Source organism: Marinobacter lipolyticus SM19, assembly GCF_000397065.2.
Classification (GTDB): Bacteria; Pseudomonadota; Gammaproteobacteria; order Pseudomonadales; family Oleiphilaceae; genus Marinobacter; species Marinobacter lipolyticus.
In genome coordinates this window covers 394,320-410,668 of record NZ_KE007317.1, presented here as the reverse complement: position 1 = coordinate 410,668, position 16,349 = coordinate 394,320, and the positions used below count along the sequence as shown (strand labels likewise).

Here is a 16,349-nt window from a genome sequence, read left to right as displayed (position 1 = left end):
GATACTGAATCATGTCGGGAAACACCTTCGGAAAATTGTTCACAGTCACCACTTTTGGTGAAAGTCACGGGGCCGCTTTAGGGTGCATCATCGACGGTTGCCCTCCGGGGCTGGAGCTGTCCGAGGAGGACATGCAGCAGGATCTGGATCGCCGCAAGCCAGGCACCTCCCGACACACTACCCAGCGCCGTGAGGCGGATGAAGTAAAAATCCTGTCTGGTGTGTTTGAAGGAAAGACCACGGGGACACCGATTGGACTGGTCATCGAAAACACCGATCAGCGGTCCAAGGATTACTCCAAAATCTCCGAGCAGTTCCGCCCGGCGCACGCTGATTACACCTACGCCCACAAGTACGGTATTCGCGATTATCGGGGCGGTGGCCGGTCGTCGGCCCGTGAAACTGCCATGCGCGTAGCCGCTGGTGCAGTGGCCAGGAAGTTTCTTGAACAGCGTCTGGGTATCCGGATTCGCGGTTACCTGTCACAACTGGGACCAATCAAGGCGGAGAAGTTAGATTGGGATCAGGTGCACCAGAATCCCTTCTTTTGTCCTGACGCTGACAAGGTGGCGGAGATGGAATCCTATATGGATGCCTTGCGGAAGGAAGGTGATTCCATTGGTGCCAGGATTAATGTGGTGGCTGAAGGTGTTCCACCCGGGCTGGGTGAGCCGATTTTTGATCGCCTGGATGCCGATCTTGCCCATGCGCTGATGAGCATTAACGCCGTAAAGGGTGTGGAAGTCGGCGCCGGCTTCGGGTGTATTGAGCAGAAAGGCACCGAACACCGGGATGAGATGACGCCTGAAGGGTTCTTGTCCAACAACGCCGGTGGTGTGCTGGGCGGTATTTCTTCCGGCCAGCCGATTGTGGCAAGCATTGCCCTGAAACCGACCTCGAGCCTGCGGCTGCCTGGCCGGAGTATTGATGTTCACGGCAATCCCGTGGAGGTTATTACGACCGGGCGTCACGACCCCTGCGTAGGTATACGGGCAACCCCGATTGCCGAGGCAATGATGGCCATTGTGCTGATGGACCACTATCTGCGCCATCGTGGTCAGAATGGCGATGTGGAGGTTTCGACGCCGGTTCTTGGTCAACTCTGACGCCAACCCGAAGGGTTATTGTTATCTACTGGCGGCTCTCAAACCTCTATTTCTGGTTTTTCGCCCTCCTGGGAGGGCTTCTTCCCTATTGGTCCCTTTACCTTGAGGGGCAGGGCTTTTCCTACCTGCAGATCGCCACATTGATGGCGACCATCCAGCTCACCAAAATAATAGCCCCCAGCGTGTGGGGCTGGCTAGGGGACCGGTCCGGCCAGAGGGTGCGCCTGGTTCGTTTTGGCGCAATCACCGGATCGTTGTTTTTTGCCGGTGTTTTCCTGGAGCCCGGGTTCTATGGGCTGCTCCTTGTCATGCTGGCGTTTACGTTTTTCTGGAATGCGATACTGCCGCTCTACGAGGTAATCACCCTCAGAACACTTGGCAAGCGAAAGGACAAATACGGCAAAGTCAGGCTGTGGGGATCTGTTGGATTTATCGGCGCTGTGGCTCTGGTCGGCGGGATTCTGGAGTGGGTCCCAATACAAAAGTTGCCATGGCTGCTGCTTCCAGTATTTGTGGGGATCGCGGTGTCAGCCTTCCTGGTGCCTTCTGATCGGGGGGAGCGTAAACCAGCAGCACCGAAGGGCAGTCTCAAGGCAATTGTCACCCATCCGGCGGTGGTGTCGTTTTTCCTGATGAACTTCCTGCTCCAGGTGTCTCATGGGGCCTACTACACGTTCTTCAGTATTCACCTGGCGCAGCATGGATATGGCAAACTTTCCATCGGGCTCCTGTGGTCTCTTGGGGTGCTGGCGGAGATCGGGCTGTTTCTGGTGATGCATCGGCTATCCCAGAACTTTTCGGTTCGCCAGATAGCCATCGGTGCACTGACGCTCACCATGATCCGCTGGATGTTAATTGCCGAGTTAACGGATGTGGTGGCTGTGCTGGTGTTTGCACAGCTGTTGCACGCCGCATCATACGGAGCATTGCATGCCATTTCGGTGCAGTATATCCAGGGCTTTTTTGGCCAGCATCATCATGGCCAGGGGCAGGCTCTATACAGCGGTCTGACGTTTGGGGCCGGCGGCGCGGCGGGAGCATGGTTGTCGGGTTTTCTGGTGGATGGTATCAGCACCGCAGCGGCGTTCTGGGGTGGCGCTGTAGCAATGATGGTGGCTATTGTTATCACCTGGCGGGGGCTCAGGCCCCCACCGAAGGATGATAACGCCTGACGTCGGGTTACTCCGGTTCGTCCTCTTCGTCTTCTTCGATCTGCAGCGACAAACCGCTTCCGGTGGGTCCGGAAGGCTTGTCAGTGGTACCGTCCTGACCGTGGAGTTTGATCTTCAGGCGAAGGTTGTTGGCTGAGTCGGCATTCTTCAGAGCTTCCTCTTCGGATATCTTCCCTTCTTTCCAGAGATTGAACAGGGCAAGATCGAAGGTCTGCATGCCGATGTTGGCCGACTTTTCCATGATTTCCTTGATGCTATCCAATTCTCCGCGAAGAATAAGCTCCGAAATGGTCGGTGTACCAAGCAGGATTTCGATGGCGGCACAGCGCTTTTTGTCTACCGTGGGCACCAGACGCTGGGATACAAAGGCCTTCAGGTTCATGGCCAGATCCATCAGCAGCTGCGGGCGCCGTTCTTCCGGGAAGAAGTTGATGATACGGTCCAGTGCCTGGTTGGCGTTGTTGGCGTGGAGCGTGGAAATACACAAGTGCCCGGTTTCTGCAAAGGCCAGAGCGTGCTCCATGGTCTCCCGATCGCGGATCTCACCAATCAGGATGACATCGGGGGCTTGGCGCAGAGTGTTTTTCAGCGCCTTGTGGAAGCTGCGGGTATCCACGCCTACTTCCCGCTGATTCACAATGCATTTCTTGTGACGGTGAATGTATTCCACGGGGTCTTCAATGGTGATGATATGGCCTGAGGAATTGGAGTTCCGGTAGTCGATCAGGGCTGCCAGTGACGTAGATTTGCCAGAGCCAGTAGCGCCGACAAACAATACCAGGCCTCGTTTTGTCATCATTACGTCTTTTAGTACGGGCGGCAGCCCCAGATCATCCGCATTGGGGATTTCGGTGACAATGTTACGGGCAACGATGGAAATCTCGTTGCGCTGACGGAAGATATTGACCCGAAATCGCCCGACGTTGCGAATGCTGTACGCCAGGTTCATCTCGAGTTCCTGTTCAAATTCCGATACCTGCTCGTCATCCATGATCTGGTAGGCAATCTCCTTGATCGCACCCGGGACAAGGGGCGTGCGGTCGATTGGCTTCAGCGTGCCATGAAACTTTGCGCAGGGCGGTGCGCCGGTGCTCAGGTAGAGGTCAGAACCATCATTCTTGGCCAATACCTTCAGGTAATCATCAAATCCCATTTAAAACTCCCCGAAATCCAGGATAGTTGCAATTGCTAACCGGAATGTTGTTATCGACGTAAACTGTTCAGGCGCTTTCCTCGGCCTTGACCACCTCAATCAGGGCTCTGGCGGCGCCGCTTAGCTGACGGCCGGAAAGCCCGACAGCGCCAAGTACTCGCATGATCGGATACCCGATATCCAGGCAATGGACGCTGTTATCCATCATGCTCACTGGCAGAACACTCCAGCCAAGCCCAACGCTGGTCATCATCTTGATGGTCTCAAGATAATTGGTCGGCATCTGTGGATGCAGGGGCAAATTGGCCTCCAGAAACAAACGACTGACCACCCGATAGGTCGCCGTCGTGGTATCGGGCAGCAACGCCGGATGTCCCGCAAGATCCTCCAGCCCGGGCGATGCAATGCCTGCCAGCGGGTGTTCTGGCCCAACCACAAACGCCATGGGGTCGGGCCATTGTTCGTATACCATGAAATTTCCTTCCATACTGTCACTAAGTGTGACAAAGGCCAGCTCAGCGTTACGTTTACGCATCTGCTCATAGGCCGCATCCGATTCCATGAATTGTAGATTCAGCGAAACATTCGGAAACTCCCGGCTGAACCGGCGTAGCCAGTTGGGGAGGTGGTGAAGCCCGATATGGTGGCTGGCGATAATCTGCAATTCACCCTCCACCTGTCCGGAATCCGGCGACAGCGCCACCCGTGCATTATGAATCTCATCGAGGATCTTGCGGGCATGGGGGAGTAGCCGCGCTCCGGCGTCTGTGAGTCGGATTTTCCGATGACTGCGGTCAATCAGCGAAGTGCCGAGCTGGTTTTCAAGTGCCGCCAGACGCTTGGAAATAGCAGGCTGCGTCAGGTGAAGGATTTCGGCGGCTTCGGAGAACGATTCCTGATCGACAATTGTTAAAAAAGCCTTCAGTGCATTTGAGTCCACGCGTTTATCCTGTTTGCCTACTTGTTTAAGGGTAGGTCGCGTGGCGGGCAGCACCTTCCAAAACACGCCATAAATACATCCCTGTAGGCTCGGTCGCGCCTTCCTTGGCGCTCCACGGTTTTGGAAGGTGCTGCCCGCCACGCTCCCCAAACATTTTCAGTGCCTACTGCCAGGTGCCGGGGAGCGGATTGGTATCCAAATCCGTGACCTTCACCAAAGCATAATCGATAACTAATCGGCATGCGATAGATGAAAAACATGAATTGAGGTTATTCAGTGCAAAGCGTTAATATAGCTGCATAGAAAGCGATAACCAGAAACCCCCAGAGAATGAGAGAGAACCATGGCGGGCAAGACCTTATACGACAAATTATGGGACGACCATCTCGTCAAACAGCGGGACGACGGCTCCGCATTGATTTATATCGACCGGCAGTTGCTTCACGAAGTCACTTCGCCCCAGGCCTTTGAAGGTCTGCGCCTCGCCAGCCGTAAGCCGTGGCGGATTGATGCCAACATTGCCACGCCGGACCACAACGTGCCCACCACGGACCGCGAACGCGGAGTGGAAGGCATCGTCGACCCGGTCTCCCGTATCCAGGTCGAAACCCTCGACAAGAACTGCGATGAATTCGGCATCCTCGAATTCAAGATCAAGGACCAGCGCCAGGGTATTGTCCACGTGATTGGTCCCGAGCAGGGTGCCACCTTGCCGGGCATGTCCATTGTCTGTGGTGATTCCCACACCTCCACCCACGGTGCCTTTGGCTGTCTCGCCCATGGTATCGGCACCTCGGAAGTGGAGCATGTGCTGGCCACCCAGTGCCTGGTGCAGCAGAAGATGAAAAACATGCTGGTCAGGGTCAATGGCAAGCTTGGCCCCGGAGTCACCGGTAAAGACGTTGTACTGGCCATTATTGGAAAGATTGGTACTGCAGGCGGTACCGGTTACGCCATCGAATTCGGTGGTGAAGCCATTCAGGATCTGAGCATGGAAGCCCGCATGACCATCTGCAACATGGCCATTGAGGCGGGTGCCCGTGTCGGTATGGTGGGCGTGGATGACACCACTATAAATTATGTCAAGGACCGTCCGTTCTCGCCCACAGGCGATCAGTGGGACGCCGCCGTTGACTACTGGCGTACCTTGCACAGTGATGATGACGCTGTGTTTGACAAGGTTGTGGAACTTGATGGTTCTGCCATTAATCCTCAAGTGAGTTGGGGAACCTCTCCGGAAATGGTGGCCGGCGTGGACGGCAATGTGCCCGACCCGGAGAAAGAAGCGGACCCCATCAAACGAGAGGGTATCGTCCGGGCGCTCAAATACATGGGGCTCCAGCCAAACATGCCAATTACCGATATCAAGCTGGATCGCGTGTTTATTGGCTCCTGCACCAACAGTCGCATTGAAGATCTCCGTGAAGCGGCAGCGGTAGTGAAGGGGCGCAAGGTGTCCCCGACACTCAAGCAGGCCATGGTGGTTCCGGGATCCGGGCTGGTGAAGGCTCAGGCCGAACAGGAAGGTCTGGACAAGATCTTTATCGAGGCTGGTCTGGAGTGGCGTGATCCGGGCTGTTCCATGTGCCTGGCGATGAACGCTGACAAGCTGGGGCAGGGCGAGCATTGTGCATCCACCTCGAACCGGAACTTTGAAGGGCGTCAGGGATTTGGTGGTCGTACCCACCTGGTGAGCCCGGCTATGGCCGCAGCGGCGGCCGTTACAGGCCACTTCATTGATGTCCGTGAATTGATGCACTGATCCACAGGAGAGAACCATGCGCGCATTTACGCAACACCAGGGCATTGTCGCCCCCATGGACCGTTCCAATGTGGATACGGACATGATTATTCCCAAGCAGTTCCTGAAATCCATCAAGCGTACGGGTTTCGGCCCGAACCTGTTCGATGAACTTCGCTATCTGGATGAAGGCAAGCCGGATCAGGATTGTTCCCAGCGGCCGATCAATCCGGACTTCGTGTTGAATCAGGATCGTTACAAGAACGCCAGCGTACTTCTGGCCCGGACAAACTTTGGCTGTGGCTCCAGCCGGGAGCACGCCCCTTGGGCGCTGGATGATTACGGTTTTCGAGTCATTATCGCACCCAGTTTTGCTGACATCTTCTATAACAACTGCTTTAAGAATGGCCTGTTGCCTATTGTTTTGGAAGAAAAAGTGGTCGATCAACTTTTCCGGGAAGCCGAAGAGCAAGTGGGCTATCAGCTGGCGGTGGATCTTGAGGCCAGAACTGTGACCACACCGTCCGGTGAATCCTTCAGTTTTGATGTGGATGATTTCCGTCGGCATTGCCTGCTTAACGGTCTGGATGACATTGGCGTCACGCTGGAAGATGCAGACCTGATCAGGTCATACGAAGAAAGTCGCCGAAAAACGGCCCCGTGGTTATTCAAAGCAATTTAAGGAAAAACTATGTCCAGAACTGTATTAATGCTGCCGGGTGACGGCATCGGCCCGGAAATCGTCGCTGAAGCTGAGAAGGTGCTTCACAAGATCAACGAAAAATTTGAGCTGGGTCTGACCTTTGAGTCCGGGTTGGTCGGTGGTGCTGCCATTGATGAAACGGACAGTCCACTGCCTGACGACACCCTGGATAAAGCCCGCAAGGCGGATGCCATTGTTCTGGGCGCCGTCGGTGGTCCCAAATGGGACAGTCTGCCGATGGCCAAGCGTCCGGAAAAGGGCTTGCTGGGCCTTCGCTCCAGCCTTGAACTGTTTGCCAACCTCCGCCCGGCGATTCTCTACCCGCAGCTTGCGTCCGCGTCTTCCCTGAAGCCGGAAGTGGTATCTGGCCTGGACATTATGATCGTGCGGGAACTGACCGGTGGCATTTATTTTGGCCAGCCCCGCGGAGTGCGTGAGTTGGAAAGCGGTGAGCGCCAGGGTTACAACACATACGCCTACACAGAATCAGAAATTCGCCGTATCGGTCGGGTGGCTTTTGAGGCCGCCCAGCAGCGAGGCAAAAAACTGTGCTCGGTCGACAAGGCCAACGTTCTGGAGGTGACGGTTCTGTGGCGGGAAATCATGGAAGACTTGCGCCGGGAGTACCCGGACGTTGAGTTATCCCACATGTACGTTGATAACGCAGCCATGCAGTTGGTTCGAGCCCCGAAACAATTCGACGTGATTGTGACTGGCAACATGTTTGGTGATATTCTTTCGGACGAAGCGGCTATGCTCACTGGCTCGATTGGCATGTTGCCATCGGCGTCGCTGAACTCGGAAAAGCAGGGCATGTACGAGCCTTGCCACGGTTCGGCGCCGGATATCGCCGGCCAGGGCGTGGCCAATCCGCTGGCTACAATCCTCAGTGCTGCGATGATGCTGCGATACAGCCTGGGTGAGGAGAAAGCCGCAGAAAATATTGAGGCGGCAGTCAGCAAGGTATTGGACCAGGGGCTTCGCACCGCAGACATCATGTCTGAAGGTGCGAAAAAAGTGTCCACCCGGGAAATGGGTGAGGCGGTTCTGGCGGCATTGTAAGTCGCACCCCCTTGGTCACAGCATTTGAGACCCGACGGTAACGGGACGCAGTTGCCGCGGGATCATCCATCCTGTCCCTGCCAGCGATAAAGGTAGAGGGCGGGCATAAAACGAGGTTCAAAGGTCGCACATGAAGCGAGTTGGACTTATTGGTTGGCGTGGCATGGTGGGCTCTGTCCTCATGCAGCGCATGCGTGAAGAAAACGATTTCGCGGATATCGAACCGGTATTCTTTACCACATCCCAGGCCGGTAAACCGGCGCCGGACGTCGGTAAGGAGGGCGTTCCTCCCCTGCAGGACGCGTTTGATATCGATATCCTGAAAACCATGGACGTTGTTGTCACCTGTCAGGGGGGCGATTACACCGGCGAGGTCTACCAGAAACTTCGCGACGCAGGCTGGGAAGGATACTGGATTGATGCGGCATCCACGCTGCGGATGGTGGATCATTCTGTCATCGTGTTGGATCCGGTTAACCGCAACGTTATTGACGAAGCATTGGACAAGGGCGTCAAGGACTACATCGGTGGTAACTGCACGGTCAGTCTGATGATGCTGGCCCTCGGCGGGCTGCTGGAGCAGGACCTGATCGAGTGGGTGTCTCCGATGACGTACCAGGCGGCTTCCGGTTCTGGCGCCCAGAACATGCGCGAACTGCTCAACCAGATGGGAGAGTTGAACAGCTGCGTCAAAAGCGAACTGGACAACCCCTCTTCGGCAATCCTCGACATTGATCGCAAGGTCACCGAAACCATGCGCTCGGATGGCTTTCCGACTGAGCACTTCCAGGTGCCCCTGGCGGGCAGCCTGATTCCGTTTATCGATAAGCAGCTCGAAAACGGCATGAGCAAGGAAGAGTGGAAGGCGGGCGTTGAGACCAACAAGATCCTTGGTCGTTCAGACAACCCGATTCCTATTGATGGTATCTGTGTCCGGATCGGTGCAATGCGCTCCCACAGTCAGGCGTTGACCATCAAGCTCAAGAAGGATCTGCCGGTTTCCGAGATCGAGTCGATCCTGGCGAAAGCCAATGACTGGGTGAAAGTCATTCCCAATGATCGCGATGCGACCATCGAGGAGCTGACCCCGGCCAAGGTGACTGGCACTCTGAGTGTGCCTATCGGTCGCATCCGCAAGCTGACCATGGGGCCGGAGTATATTTCCGCGTTTACTGTGGGCGACCAGTTGCTGTGGGGTGCTGCCGAGCCGCTGCGCAGGATGCTGCGTATCCTCCAGGAACGTTAATAGTTGTGTAACGGTTGGTATTAAATGCCAACTGTGTCCGGTTTCAGAGAACTGGTCAGGGGGCGGAGGCTGAAATCAGTCTTCGCCCCTGTTACTTTTCAAGATTGAATTTGTAGGTGTTAGTGCCGGGGTTAGGCTACTATTTCCCGTGTCGGTGACACTGATCATCGTTCGGTAACAGTAAGTTCCGTACCTTTTATAAAAAAATGGTGCAACGACTGTTGCTGATTGATTGATAAAGCGGGCTTTATCAACAATACTTAGCCCACTGAAAATTAAAAAATTACATAATAACTATAGAAAACCAGACGGAAGTCATCCAACCTCGTCCGATTCTGTTTGAGAAAGCAGTAACGAATAACGGAGACTGGTAAGGAAAAAGCATGAAGGTACGCAAGCTTGCGGTTGCCCTGGCTCTGGCGGGAGGGCTCGGTTCCGGTGTCGCACAGGCCCTGGGGCTGGGTGAAATTGAACTGCAGTCCTATCTCAATGAGCCTCTGGAAGCGGATATTAATCTGCGTAAAAGCCAGGGAGTTGATCCTGACGATGTATTCGTCAATATCGCCTCTGAAAATGATTATCAGAGGGTGGGTATTGATCGAAACCACTTCCTTACCAAACTCCAGTTTGAGGTCACGACCAGTAGTGACGGTAGCTTGATCGTCAATGTGTCCTCAAGGGAGCCTCTCCGGGAGCCATACCTTAATTTTCTGTTGGAAGTGACCTGGCCCAGTGGTCGCTTGATGCGTGAGTATTCGGTGTTGGTGGACCCGCCAGTCTATGCTGAAGAATCTGGAGTCCAGGAGCAGGTCACCGCACCATCGACCCGTCAGATATCGGCGCCTGAAACTCGTGCCACGACAACCCCGCGTACCGATAGCCGTGTCGCTTCGCAAACCACAGGCGGTGCCCGCACATTCGGCCCTACCGGCTCGTCTGATACGCTCTGGAAGATCGCTGCGAGTGTCCGCCCGAATGACAGCGTATCCATGCAACAGGTCATGCTCGCTATTCAGGATCTCAATCCTGATGCGTTTATCGGCGATAACATCAACCGCCTCAAGCGCGGTGAAGTCCTCAGGATTCCGGAGCTGGATAAGATCCAGAGTCGCAGTCCTGCGGAAGCGAATCGTCAGGTCGCTGTCCAGAACGTAGAATTTTCCAGCCCCACCCGAACTGTGGACGCTACAGAACCGAGCACACCCGAAACATCGGTGTCAGGCTCCGAAAGTGCCGGTGGTGATGAGCTTCGGCTGATTGCTGCTGATGACTCTGATAGTCGCAATAGCGAGGACGGAGGATCTGCCGGCGGCGATGGCCAGACGGCCGGTGGCGTTGATGCCGGCTCCGCTGTGGCTATGGAGGAGCTGGAAAGCGCCCGTCGAGAGAATGAGGAACTGAATACTCGAGTCGAAGATCTGCAGGATCAGGTGAAAACCCTGCAGCGGTTGCTTGAACTCAAGAACAGTCAACTGGCCGACATGCAGCAGATGACAGGCGAGGAAGACGCTCAGGCTGCGGAACAGGAAGCGGATGATAGCGCCATGGAGGAAGAGTCCATGGTAGCCGTTGACCAGCCTTCTGGGCAGGGCGGCGCGGAGCAGCCGGACGAAGGTGGTTCGGAAGGCGCAGGGGAGACGTCCGATAGCACAGAAGTGACGGACGAAGTTGTCGGGACCGGCGACGTAGCCGATGTCGAGGGGGCTGATTCCGGTGAGGAAATGGCAGGCTCTGGTGCTGACGCGGCGGTAGCTGAGGGCAGTGAGGCTGTTGCTGATGAGGAAATGGTTGCCAGCGATGAATCTGGCTTGGCTGCACAGGATCCGTCTTCCGTGGAAGCGGTTGGTGGGGCGCCACAGGACGAAGCCCAGCCACCAGTTGCTCAGCCTGATGCTGCCGGACAACCCGCTGATGCGGCGCAACAGCCAGCTAAAGGTTTTCCAGCGAATATCATAGATGCGATTACTAATAACTTCCTGTATCAGATCGCCTTGGGCGGTGGGCTGATCCTGCTGCTGTTGTTACTGCTGCTTCTCGCACGTCGTAATGCCAATCGTGAGAAAGCATTTTATGACCAGATAAACGGCGAAGAGGGTGAGGCAGATTCCTTTGATCTGAATCTTGATGATGAAGGTGCTGCCGAGTCGTCTTCGGATGACCCCATGGCGGAGGCTGAAACCTATATCGCTTATGGGCAGACGGATAAAGCCGTTCATACACTGGAGACGGCAATTTCCCGTGAACCCAGCCGTACCGATCTGAGACTGATGCTGCTGGGCGTATATGCAGACGCTCAGGATCGAAGTTCCTTTGACAAGCAGTTCCAGGAGGTCGAGGCGCTTGAGGATGACCGCGCTACCAGCGAGGCTGTTGCGCTGCGTGAGAAGCTGGAAGAGTCGGATGCCATGCCCAGCATCGATGACCTGGAATCCCAGTTGCGCTCCGATTCCTTCGAGCAGACTGATGAGTCCCGTAACGATCAGGCGGAATCCAGTCAGCCGGAGCAGTCTGAGGACGAGTTCGAGGATTTGGACGTTGATTTCTCTGACCTCGAATTAACCGACTCGACTGTCGAAGATGAGAAAGCCGAGACAGAGTCCGGCAGCGGCATGGTCGAATACGACCTGTCTGGTCTGGAAGACTCTGCAGATGAATCCGGGCTCGATACTGAGACCGAAGACACGGAAGAATCTTTGGATTTTGATTTCGAAGTGAGTGGCGATGACGCGTCCGATGATGGGGTAGATGAGCTGTCCCTGGAAGACTTCGACAGTCTTGAAACTGATCTCACGACGGATGAGTCTTCAGAGCTGGCAGAAGAGCTGTCCTCCCCTGAGGAAAGCTCAGAAGAGAAAGCTCAGGAAAGTGAGGGTCTCGGAGATCTCGACGAGTCGTTCCTGGATGAGTTGGACGCAGAGCTTGATAAGGTTGCCGGTGAGTCCGATGATGATGAATCCCTGACCAGCGAGGAGTCAGCTCTGGACGATCTGGAGCTGGATGTCTCTGATGAAGATCTGGCGTTGATGGAAGAATTTTCGGATACCGAGGATGCCGATACTTCTGAAACCCCGGAGCCCGCTCCGGCGCTTGATGAGGAGCTTGACCTGGAGGATTCCCTGATGGACATGGACAGTGACACACCGGAGGAACTGGCTTCTGCGGAGGAAAGTCTTGAGTCCTCCTCGGCGCAGGAAGAAGAATTGTCGGATCTTGGTGAAGCCGAGTCAGACGCGACCCCGGAGGGGTCTTCTTCCGAGAGTGACCTGGAGCCCCCGGTGGCATCTGATGAACTGGGTGCAGGCGCCCGGAAATCAGCCGTTGATGACATCGCCGAGTCCGATCTTGGCGACGAAGACGATTTTGATTTCCTTGCGGGCACTGATGAGGCTGCCACCAAGCTTGACCTGGCCAGGGCTTATATTGAGATGGGCGACGTTGATGGCGCTCGTGACATTCTCGAGGAAGTGGCGCTGGAAGGGGATGATGAGCAAAAGGCAGAGGCGCAGGATCTCCTTAAAAATCTGTCCTGATTCGTTATAATCAGGCTTGTCGAACGCAGAACGCCGACTCCCGGGACAGTGTCCCGGCCACAGTCGGCGTTTTGTTTTGTTATACCGGTCAGTCGGATTATCTCTTGTTTCAGAACCCGCAAGCACTTACCACAGAAAATGCCATTGGCGACGGTCGCGTCGCACTGGCTTTTGAATACGATGGCCGCTCCTTCCATGGCTGGCAGTTGCAGAAATCCGGTGTACGATCAGTAGAGGCTGAATTGACCAGGGCGGTAGCAAAAGTCGCTGATCATGAGGTGGACCTTGTCTGTGCGGGGCGGACCGATGCCGGTGTCCATGCCAGCTATCAGGTTGCGCATTTCGACACCTCGTCGATACGCAACCTGCGCTCTTGGGTGATGGGCATCAACACCGCGTTGCCTGACGATATTGCTGTACATTGGGCGGGTAATGGCATTGGTGATTTCCACGCCCGATTTTCCGCAACCTATCGTCGATACCGGTATGTGATCTATAACCACCCGGTCAGACCCGGCATTCAGCGAGGCCAGGTCAGCTGGACTTTCCGGCCGCTGGATGCCGACCGGATGAATCAGGCGGCTCAGTTCCTCAAAGGCGAACACGATTTTTCGTCATTTCGTGCAGCAGGGTGTCAATCCCGCAGTCCAAATCGTTTCATGGAGCACATCCAGGTAAGCCGAAAGGGCGAGTTTGTCGTAATAGATGTGCAGGCCAACGCATTTCTACACCATATGGTCCGGAACATGGCCGGGGCATTGATGGCGGTCGGAACCGGGAAGCGACCTGTCGACTGGATTCGTGAGATACTGGACGCCAGGGATCGTACAGTGGCGGGGGTAACTGCTCCGGCGTTTGGACTGTATCTGGTCGATGTGGGGTACCCCGACCGATTCTGGATACCACCAGCACTGTGTGGCCCCGGTTTTCTCCGTCCCTGGTATGAGCCTGAAGACAACCGGCCACGGCAGCCCACATGGACTCATCGAACTGACTGATATAAGGCCTATGAGAACCCGAGTCAAAATCTGTGGCATAACCCGTCCCGAAGATGTTCGTGCTGCTGCAAAGGCAGGCGCGGATGCATTGGGTTTCGTATTTTATGAGCCCAGTCCCCGGTCCGTGAGTCCGGCAGTGGCGAAGGAACTGGTGTCGGTTTTGCCGGCTTTTGTCGCAGCGGTAGGGCTGTTTGTCAATCCGGAGCGGGAGTGGGTTGAAAAGGTTCTGAACACTGTTCCTCTTGATCTCCTTCAGTTCCATGGCGATGAGTCACCGGAGTTTTGTGCCAGCTTTGGCATGCGTTGGATAAAGGCGGTCCGTGTTCGTCATGCCGGTGATATCGAGGATGCGTATGAACTCTATGGAAACGCCAGCGGATTATTGGTAGATGCCTGGGATCCCCAGCGTTATGGCGGTACGGGTAAAAGTTTCAACTGGTCATTGATTCCGGCCAGTCGTCCGCTACCACTGATATTGGCCGGTGGGCTGGTATCTGATAATGTTGCCACCGCCGTAGCGCAGGTTCGGCCCTGGGCTGTTGATGTCAGTGGGGGAGTGGAGAGCAGTAAGGGCGTAAAAGACAGTGCAAAAATTTCCGACTTTATAAACGAGGTTCACCGTGTCAATGAAACTGACTGAAGAAATGCTGAGCGCACTTCCGGATGCACGGGGCCACTTCGGTGCCTATGGCGGACGGTTTGTGTCGGAAACCCTGATGGATTCCCTGATGACGTTGGAAAGAGAATACCTGCGTCTGAAGAATGACCCGGAATTTCAGAAAACCTTTGACGAGGATCTGGCGAATTACGTAGGCCGTCCGAGCCCCCTGTATTTTGCCGAGCGTTTGACCCGTGAAACCGGCGGTGCCCAGATCTGGCTCAAGCGGGAAGACCTGAATCACACGGGCGCCCACAAAGTTAATAACACCATCGGTCAGGCGCTGCTGGCCAGTTTCCTTGGCAAAAAGCGGGTCATTGCGGAAACCGGTGCCGGACAGCACGGCGTTGCAACGGCCACGGTTTGTGCCCGACTGGGACTGGAGTGCCATGTGTTCATGGGGGCGGAAGACATCAAGCGCCAGTCCCTGAATGTGTACCGGATGAAACTTCTGGGGGCCGAAGTCCATTCCGTGGAAAGCGGCACCAAGACCCTTAAGGACGCCATGAACGATGCGATGCGCGACTGGGTGTCGAACGTGGATGAAACCTTCTACATCATAGGTACCGTAGCGGGTCCGCACCCTTATCCCTTGCTCGTGCGGGATTTCCAGTCAGTGATCGGTCGCGAGACCCGTCGACAGTCTCTTGAGCAGGCGGGCAAACTGCCTGATGCTCTGGTGGCGTGTGTGGGTGGTGGTTCCAACGCGATTGGCATGTTCTATCCGTTCCTGACCGATGAGAGCGTGCAGATGTACGGGGTCGAGGCTGGTGGACTGGGCATAGAGACCGGTCAGCATGCCGCTCCATTGTGTGCGGGTCGCCCCGGCGTACTCCATGGCAACCGGACCTACCTGATGGAAGATGAGAATGGCCAGATCGCTGGCACTCACTCCGTTAGCGCGGGTCTCGATTATCCGGGTGTTGGGCCAGAGCACAGCTGGTTGAAAGACATCGGGCGTGCCCGTTATGTGTCGGTGACGGATGATGAAGCCCTTGACGGGTTCCGCACGCTAACCCGGGTTGAAGGCATCATGCCAGCCCTGGAGTCCGCGCATGCGGTGGCGTATGCGCTTAAACTGGCACCAACCATGGATAAGGATCAGGTCATCGTGATTAATGTTTCGGGCCGTGGTGACAAGGACATTCATACCATCGCCCAGTTGGATGGCATTGAAGCCTGATTAACCGGTAAACACTCAGTGTAGAACAGACAGGAGCAGGCATGAGTCGAATTGAAGGGGTGCTCAAGTCCCTGAAAGGGCAGGGACGCAAGGCGTTGATCCCTTACATTACGGCGGGCGATCCGCACCCGGACCAAACCGTTGGTCTGATGCACACACTGGTAGAGGCAGGGGCGGATATCATCGAGCTGGGTGTCCCGTTCTCCGACCCCATGGCCGATGGCCCGGTGATTCAAATGGCCTGCGAACGGGCCCTGAAGCATGGCACTTCCCTGCGCCAGGTGATCGCTATGATCAAGCAGTTCAGGGAAACCGATGACGCCACGCCAGTGGTTCTCATGGGGTATCTTAACCCGATGGAAGCAATGGGGTACGAGGCTTTTGCAGATGCAGCAGCTGACGCCGGTGTAGACGGAATACTGACGGTAGACCTTCCTCCGGAGGAGGCAGACGATGTAGCGCCGTTGTTTACCGCCCGCAACCTGGACGCCATTTTTCTGCTGGCTCCGACCACTACGGATGATCGTATTCGCTCAATCAGCGAGCACTCATCCGGATATGTGTACTATGTTTCATTCAAGGGGATTACCGGAGCAAGCAAGATCAATGTGGATGAAGTGGCCGCCAAGGTGGCCCATATTCACGACATCACAGCACTGCCGGTGGGTGTTGGTTTCGGTATTCGTGATGCTGAAACCGCTGCGGCAGTCGGTCGGGTATCCGATGGTGTAATTGTTGGCAGCGTATTGGTCGATACAATAGCCCGAAATCAGGCGGATTCTGATCAGCTGAAACGGGCGCTGACGGATCTGCTCCACCCGATGCGAGAAGCACTGGACGGTCTGGCTTCCTGAACC

Annotated in this window: 13 protein-coding genes; 11 read left to right on the top strand and 2 right to left on the bottom strand. The window is 55.6% G+C overall.

Going from position 1 to position 16,349, the window contains the following annotated elements; translation table 11 throughout:
- Positions 1–11: 11 nt before the first annotated feature.
- Both aroC and MARLIPOL_RS08265 read left to right on the top strand, forming a co-directional pair.
- Positions 12–1,106, top strand: coding sequence for a chorismate synthase (aroC, locus tag MARLIPOL_RS08270; RefSeq protein WP_012137602.1), 1,095 nt, complete (start codon positions 12–14; stop codon positions 1,104–1,106).
- Positions 1,103–2,278, top strand: coding sequence for an MFS transporter (locus tag MARLIPOL_RS08265; protein ID WP_323807372.1), 1,176 nt, complete (start codon positions 1,103–1,105; stop codon positions 2,276–2,278). Before aroC ends, MARLIPOL_RS08265 begins: the two co-directional genes overlap by 4 nt.
- 7 nt (positions 2,279–2,285) lie before the next feature.
- On the opposite strand, the gene MARLIPOL_RS08260 is transcribed toward MARLIPOL_RS08265, so the two are convergent.
- Together MARLIPOL_RS08260 and MARLIPOL_RS08255 are read right to left on the bottom strand one after the other, a co-directional pair.
- Positions 2,286–3,431 (bottom strand): PilT/PilU family type 4a pilus ATPase, encoded by a 1,146-nt coding sequence (locus MARLIPOL_RS08260; protein WP_012137600.1) that lies wholly within the window; start codon positions 3,429–3,431, stop codon positions 2,286–2,288.
- A gap of 67 nt (positions 3,432–3,498) precedes the next feature.
- Entirely contained in the window at positions 3,499–4,371 is an 873-nt protein-coding gene (locus MARLIPOL_RS08255) for a LysR family transcriptional regulator (protein ID WP_012137599.1), read from the bottom strand.
- Positions 4,372–4,714: 343 nt separating this feature from the next.
- Between MARLIPOL_RS08255 and leuC the strand changes: the two genes are divergently transcribed.
- The 9 genes from leuC to trpA all read left to right on the top strand — a co-directional run bounded on the left by leuC (position 4,715) and on the right by trpA (position 16,346).
- Positions 4,715–6,133 (top strand): 3-isopropylmalate dehydratase large subunit, encoded by a 1,419-nt coding sequence (gene leuC, locus MARLIPOL_RS08250; protein WP_012137598.1) that lies wholly within the window; start codon positions 4,715–4,717, stop codon positions 6,131–6,133.
- 16 nt (positions 6,134–6,149) lie between these two features.
- Positions 6,150–6,794 carry a 3-isopropylmalate dehydratase small subunit gene (gene leuD, locus MARLIPOL_RS08245; protein WP_012137597.1) on the top strand — a complete coding sequence of 215 codons (645 nt, stop codon included), beginning with the start codon at positions 6,150–6,152 and terminating at the stop codon, positions 6,792–6,794.
- A 9-nt stretch (positions 6,795–6,803) separates the two neighbouring features.
- Entirely contained in the window at positions 6,804–7,877 is a 1,074-nt protein-coding gene (gene leuB, locus MARLIPOL_RS08240) for a 3-isopropylmalate dehydrogenase (RefSeq protein WP_012137596.1), read from the top strand.
- 130 nt (positions 7,878–8,007) lie between these two features.
- On the top strand, positions 8,008–9,123 hold the full coding sequence (gene asd, locus MARLIPOL_RS08235) for an aspartate-semialdehyde dehydrogenase (protein ID WP_012137595.1): 1,116 nt from the start codon (positions 8,008–8,010) through the stop codon (positions 9,121–9,123).
- A 383-nt stretch (positions 9,124–9,506) separates the two neighbouring features.
- A complete protein-coding gene (locus MARLIPOL_RS08230; RefSeq protein ID WP_012137594.1) occupies positions 9,507–12,653 on the top strand; it encodes a FimV/HubP family polar landmark protein in 3,147 nt (1,048 codons plus the stop codon).
- Positions 12,654–12,757: 104 nt separating this feature from the next.
- Positions 12,758–13,651 (top strand): tRNA pseudouridine(38-40) synthase TruA, encoded by an 894-nt coding sequence (gene truA, locus MARLIPOL_RS08225; RefSeq protein ID WP_012137593.1) that lies wholly within the window; start codon positions 12,758–12,760, stop codon positions 13,649–13,651.
- 10 nt (positions 13,652–13,661) lie between these two features.
- Positions 13,662–14,291, top strand: a complete 630-nt coding sequence (locus MARLIPOL_RS08220) for a phosphoribosylanthranilate isomerase (protein ID WP_012137592.1) — start codon at positions 13,662–13,664, stop codon at positions 14,289–14,291.
- The gene (gene trpB, locus MARLIPOL_RS08215) at positions 14,284–15,492 is read left to right on the top strand and encodes a tryptophan synthase subunit beta (protein ID WP_407638059.1); all 1,209 of its coding nucleotides are present in this window, start codon (positions 14,284–14,286) and stop codon (positions 15,490–15,492) included. Before MARLIPOL_RS08220 ends, trpB begins: the two co-directional genes overlap by 8 nt.
- A 41-nt stretch (positions 15,493–15,533) precedes the next feature.
- On the top strand, positions 15,534–16,346 hold the full coding sequence (gene trpA, locus MARLIPOL_RS08210) for a tryptophan synthase subunit alpha (protein WP_012137590.1): 813 nt from the start codon (positions 15,534–15,536) through the stop codon (positions 16,344–16,346).
- The last annotated feature ends 3 nt before the right edge of the window (positions 16,347–16,349 follow it).

Coding starts and splice junctions, on each gene's coding strand:
- trpA (WP_012137590.1), top strand. CDS start 15,534: ATGAGTCGAATTGAAGGGGTGCTCAAGTCCCTGAAAGGGCAGGGACGC.
- leuB (WP_012137596.1), top strand. CDS start 6,804: ATGTCCAGAACTGTATTAATGCTGCCGGGTGACGGCATCGGCCCGGAA.
- MARLIPOL_RS08220 (WP_012137592.1), top strand. CDS start 13,662: ATGAGAACCCGAGTCAAAATCTGTGGCATAACCCGTCCCGAAGATGTT.
- aroC (WP_012137602.1), top strand. CDS start 12: ATGTCGGGAAACACCTTCGGAAAATTGTTCACAGTCACCACTTTTGGT.
- leuD (WP_012137597.1), top strand. CDS start 6,150: ATGCGCGCATTTACGCAACACCAGGGCATTGTCGCCCCCATGGACCGT.
- MARLIPOL_RS08260 (WP_012137600.1), bottom strand. CDS start 3,431: ATGGGATTTGATGATTACCTGAAGGTATTGGCCAAGAATGATGGTTCT.
- asd (WP_012137595.1), top strand. CDS start 8,008: ATGAAGCGAGTTGGACTTATTGGTTGGCGTGGCATGGTGGGCTCTGTC.
- leuC (WP_012137598.1), top strand. CDS start 4,715: ATGGCGGGCAAGACCTTATACGACAAATTATGGGACGACCATCTCGTC.
- MARLIPOL_RS08230 (WP_012137594.1), top strand. CDS start 9,507: ATGAAGGTACGCAAGCTTGCGGTTGCCCTGGCTCTGGCGGGAGGGCTC.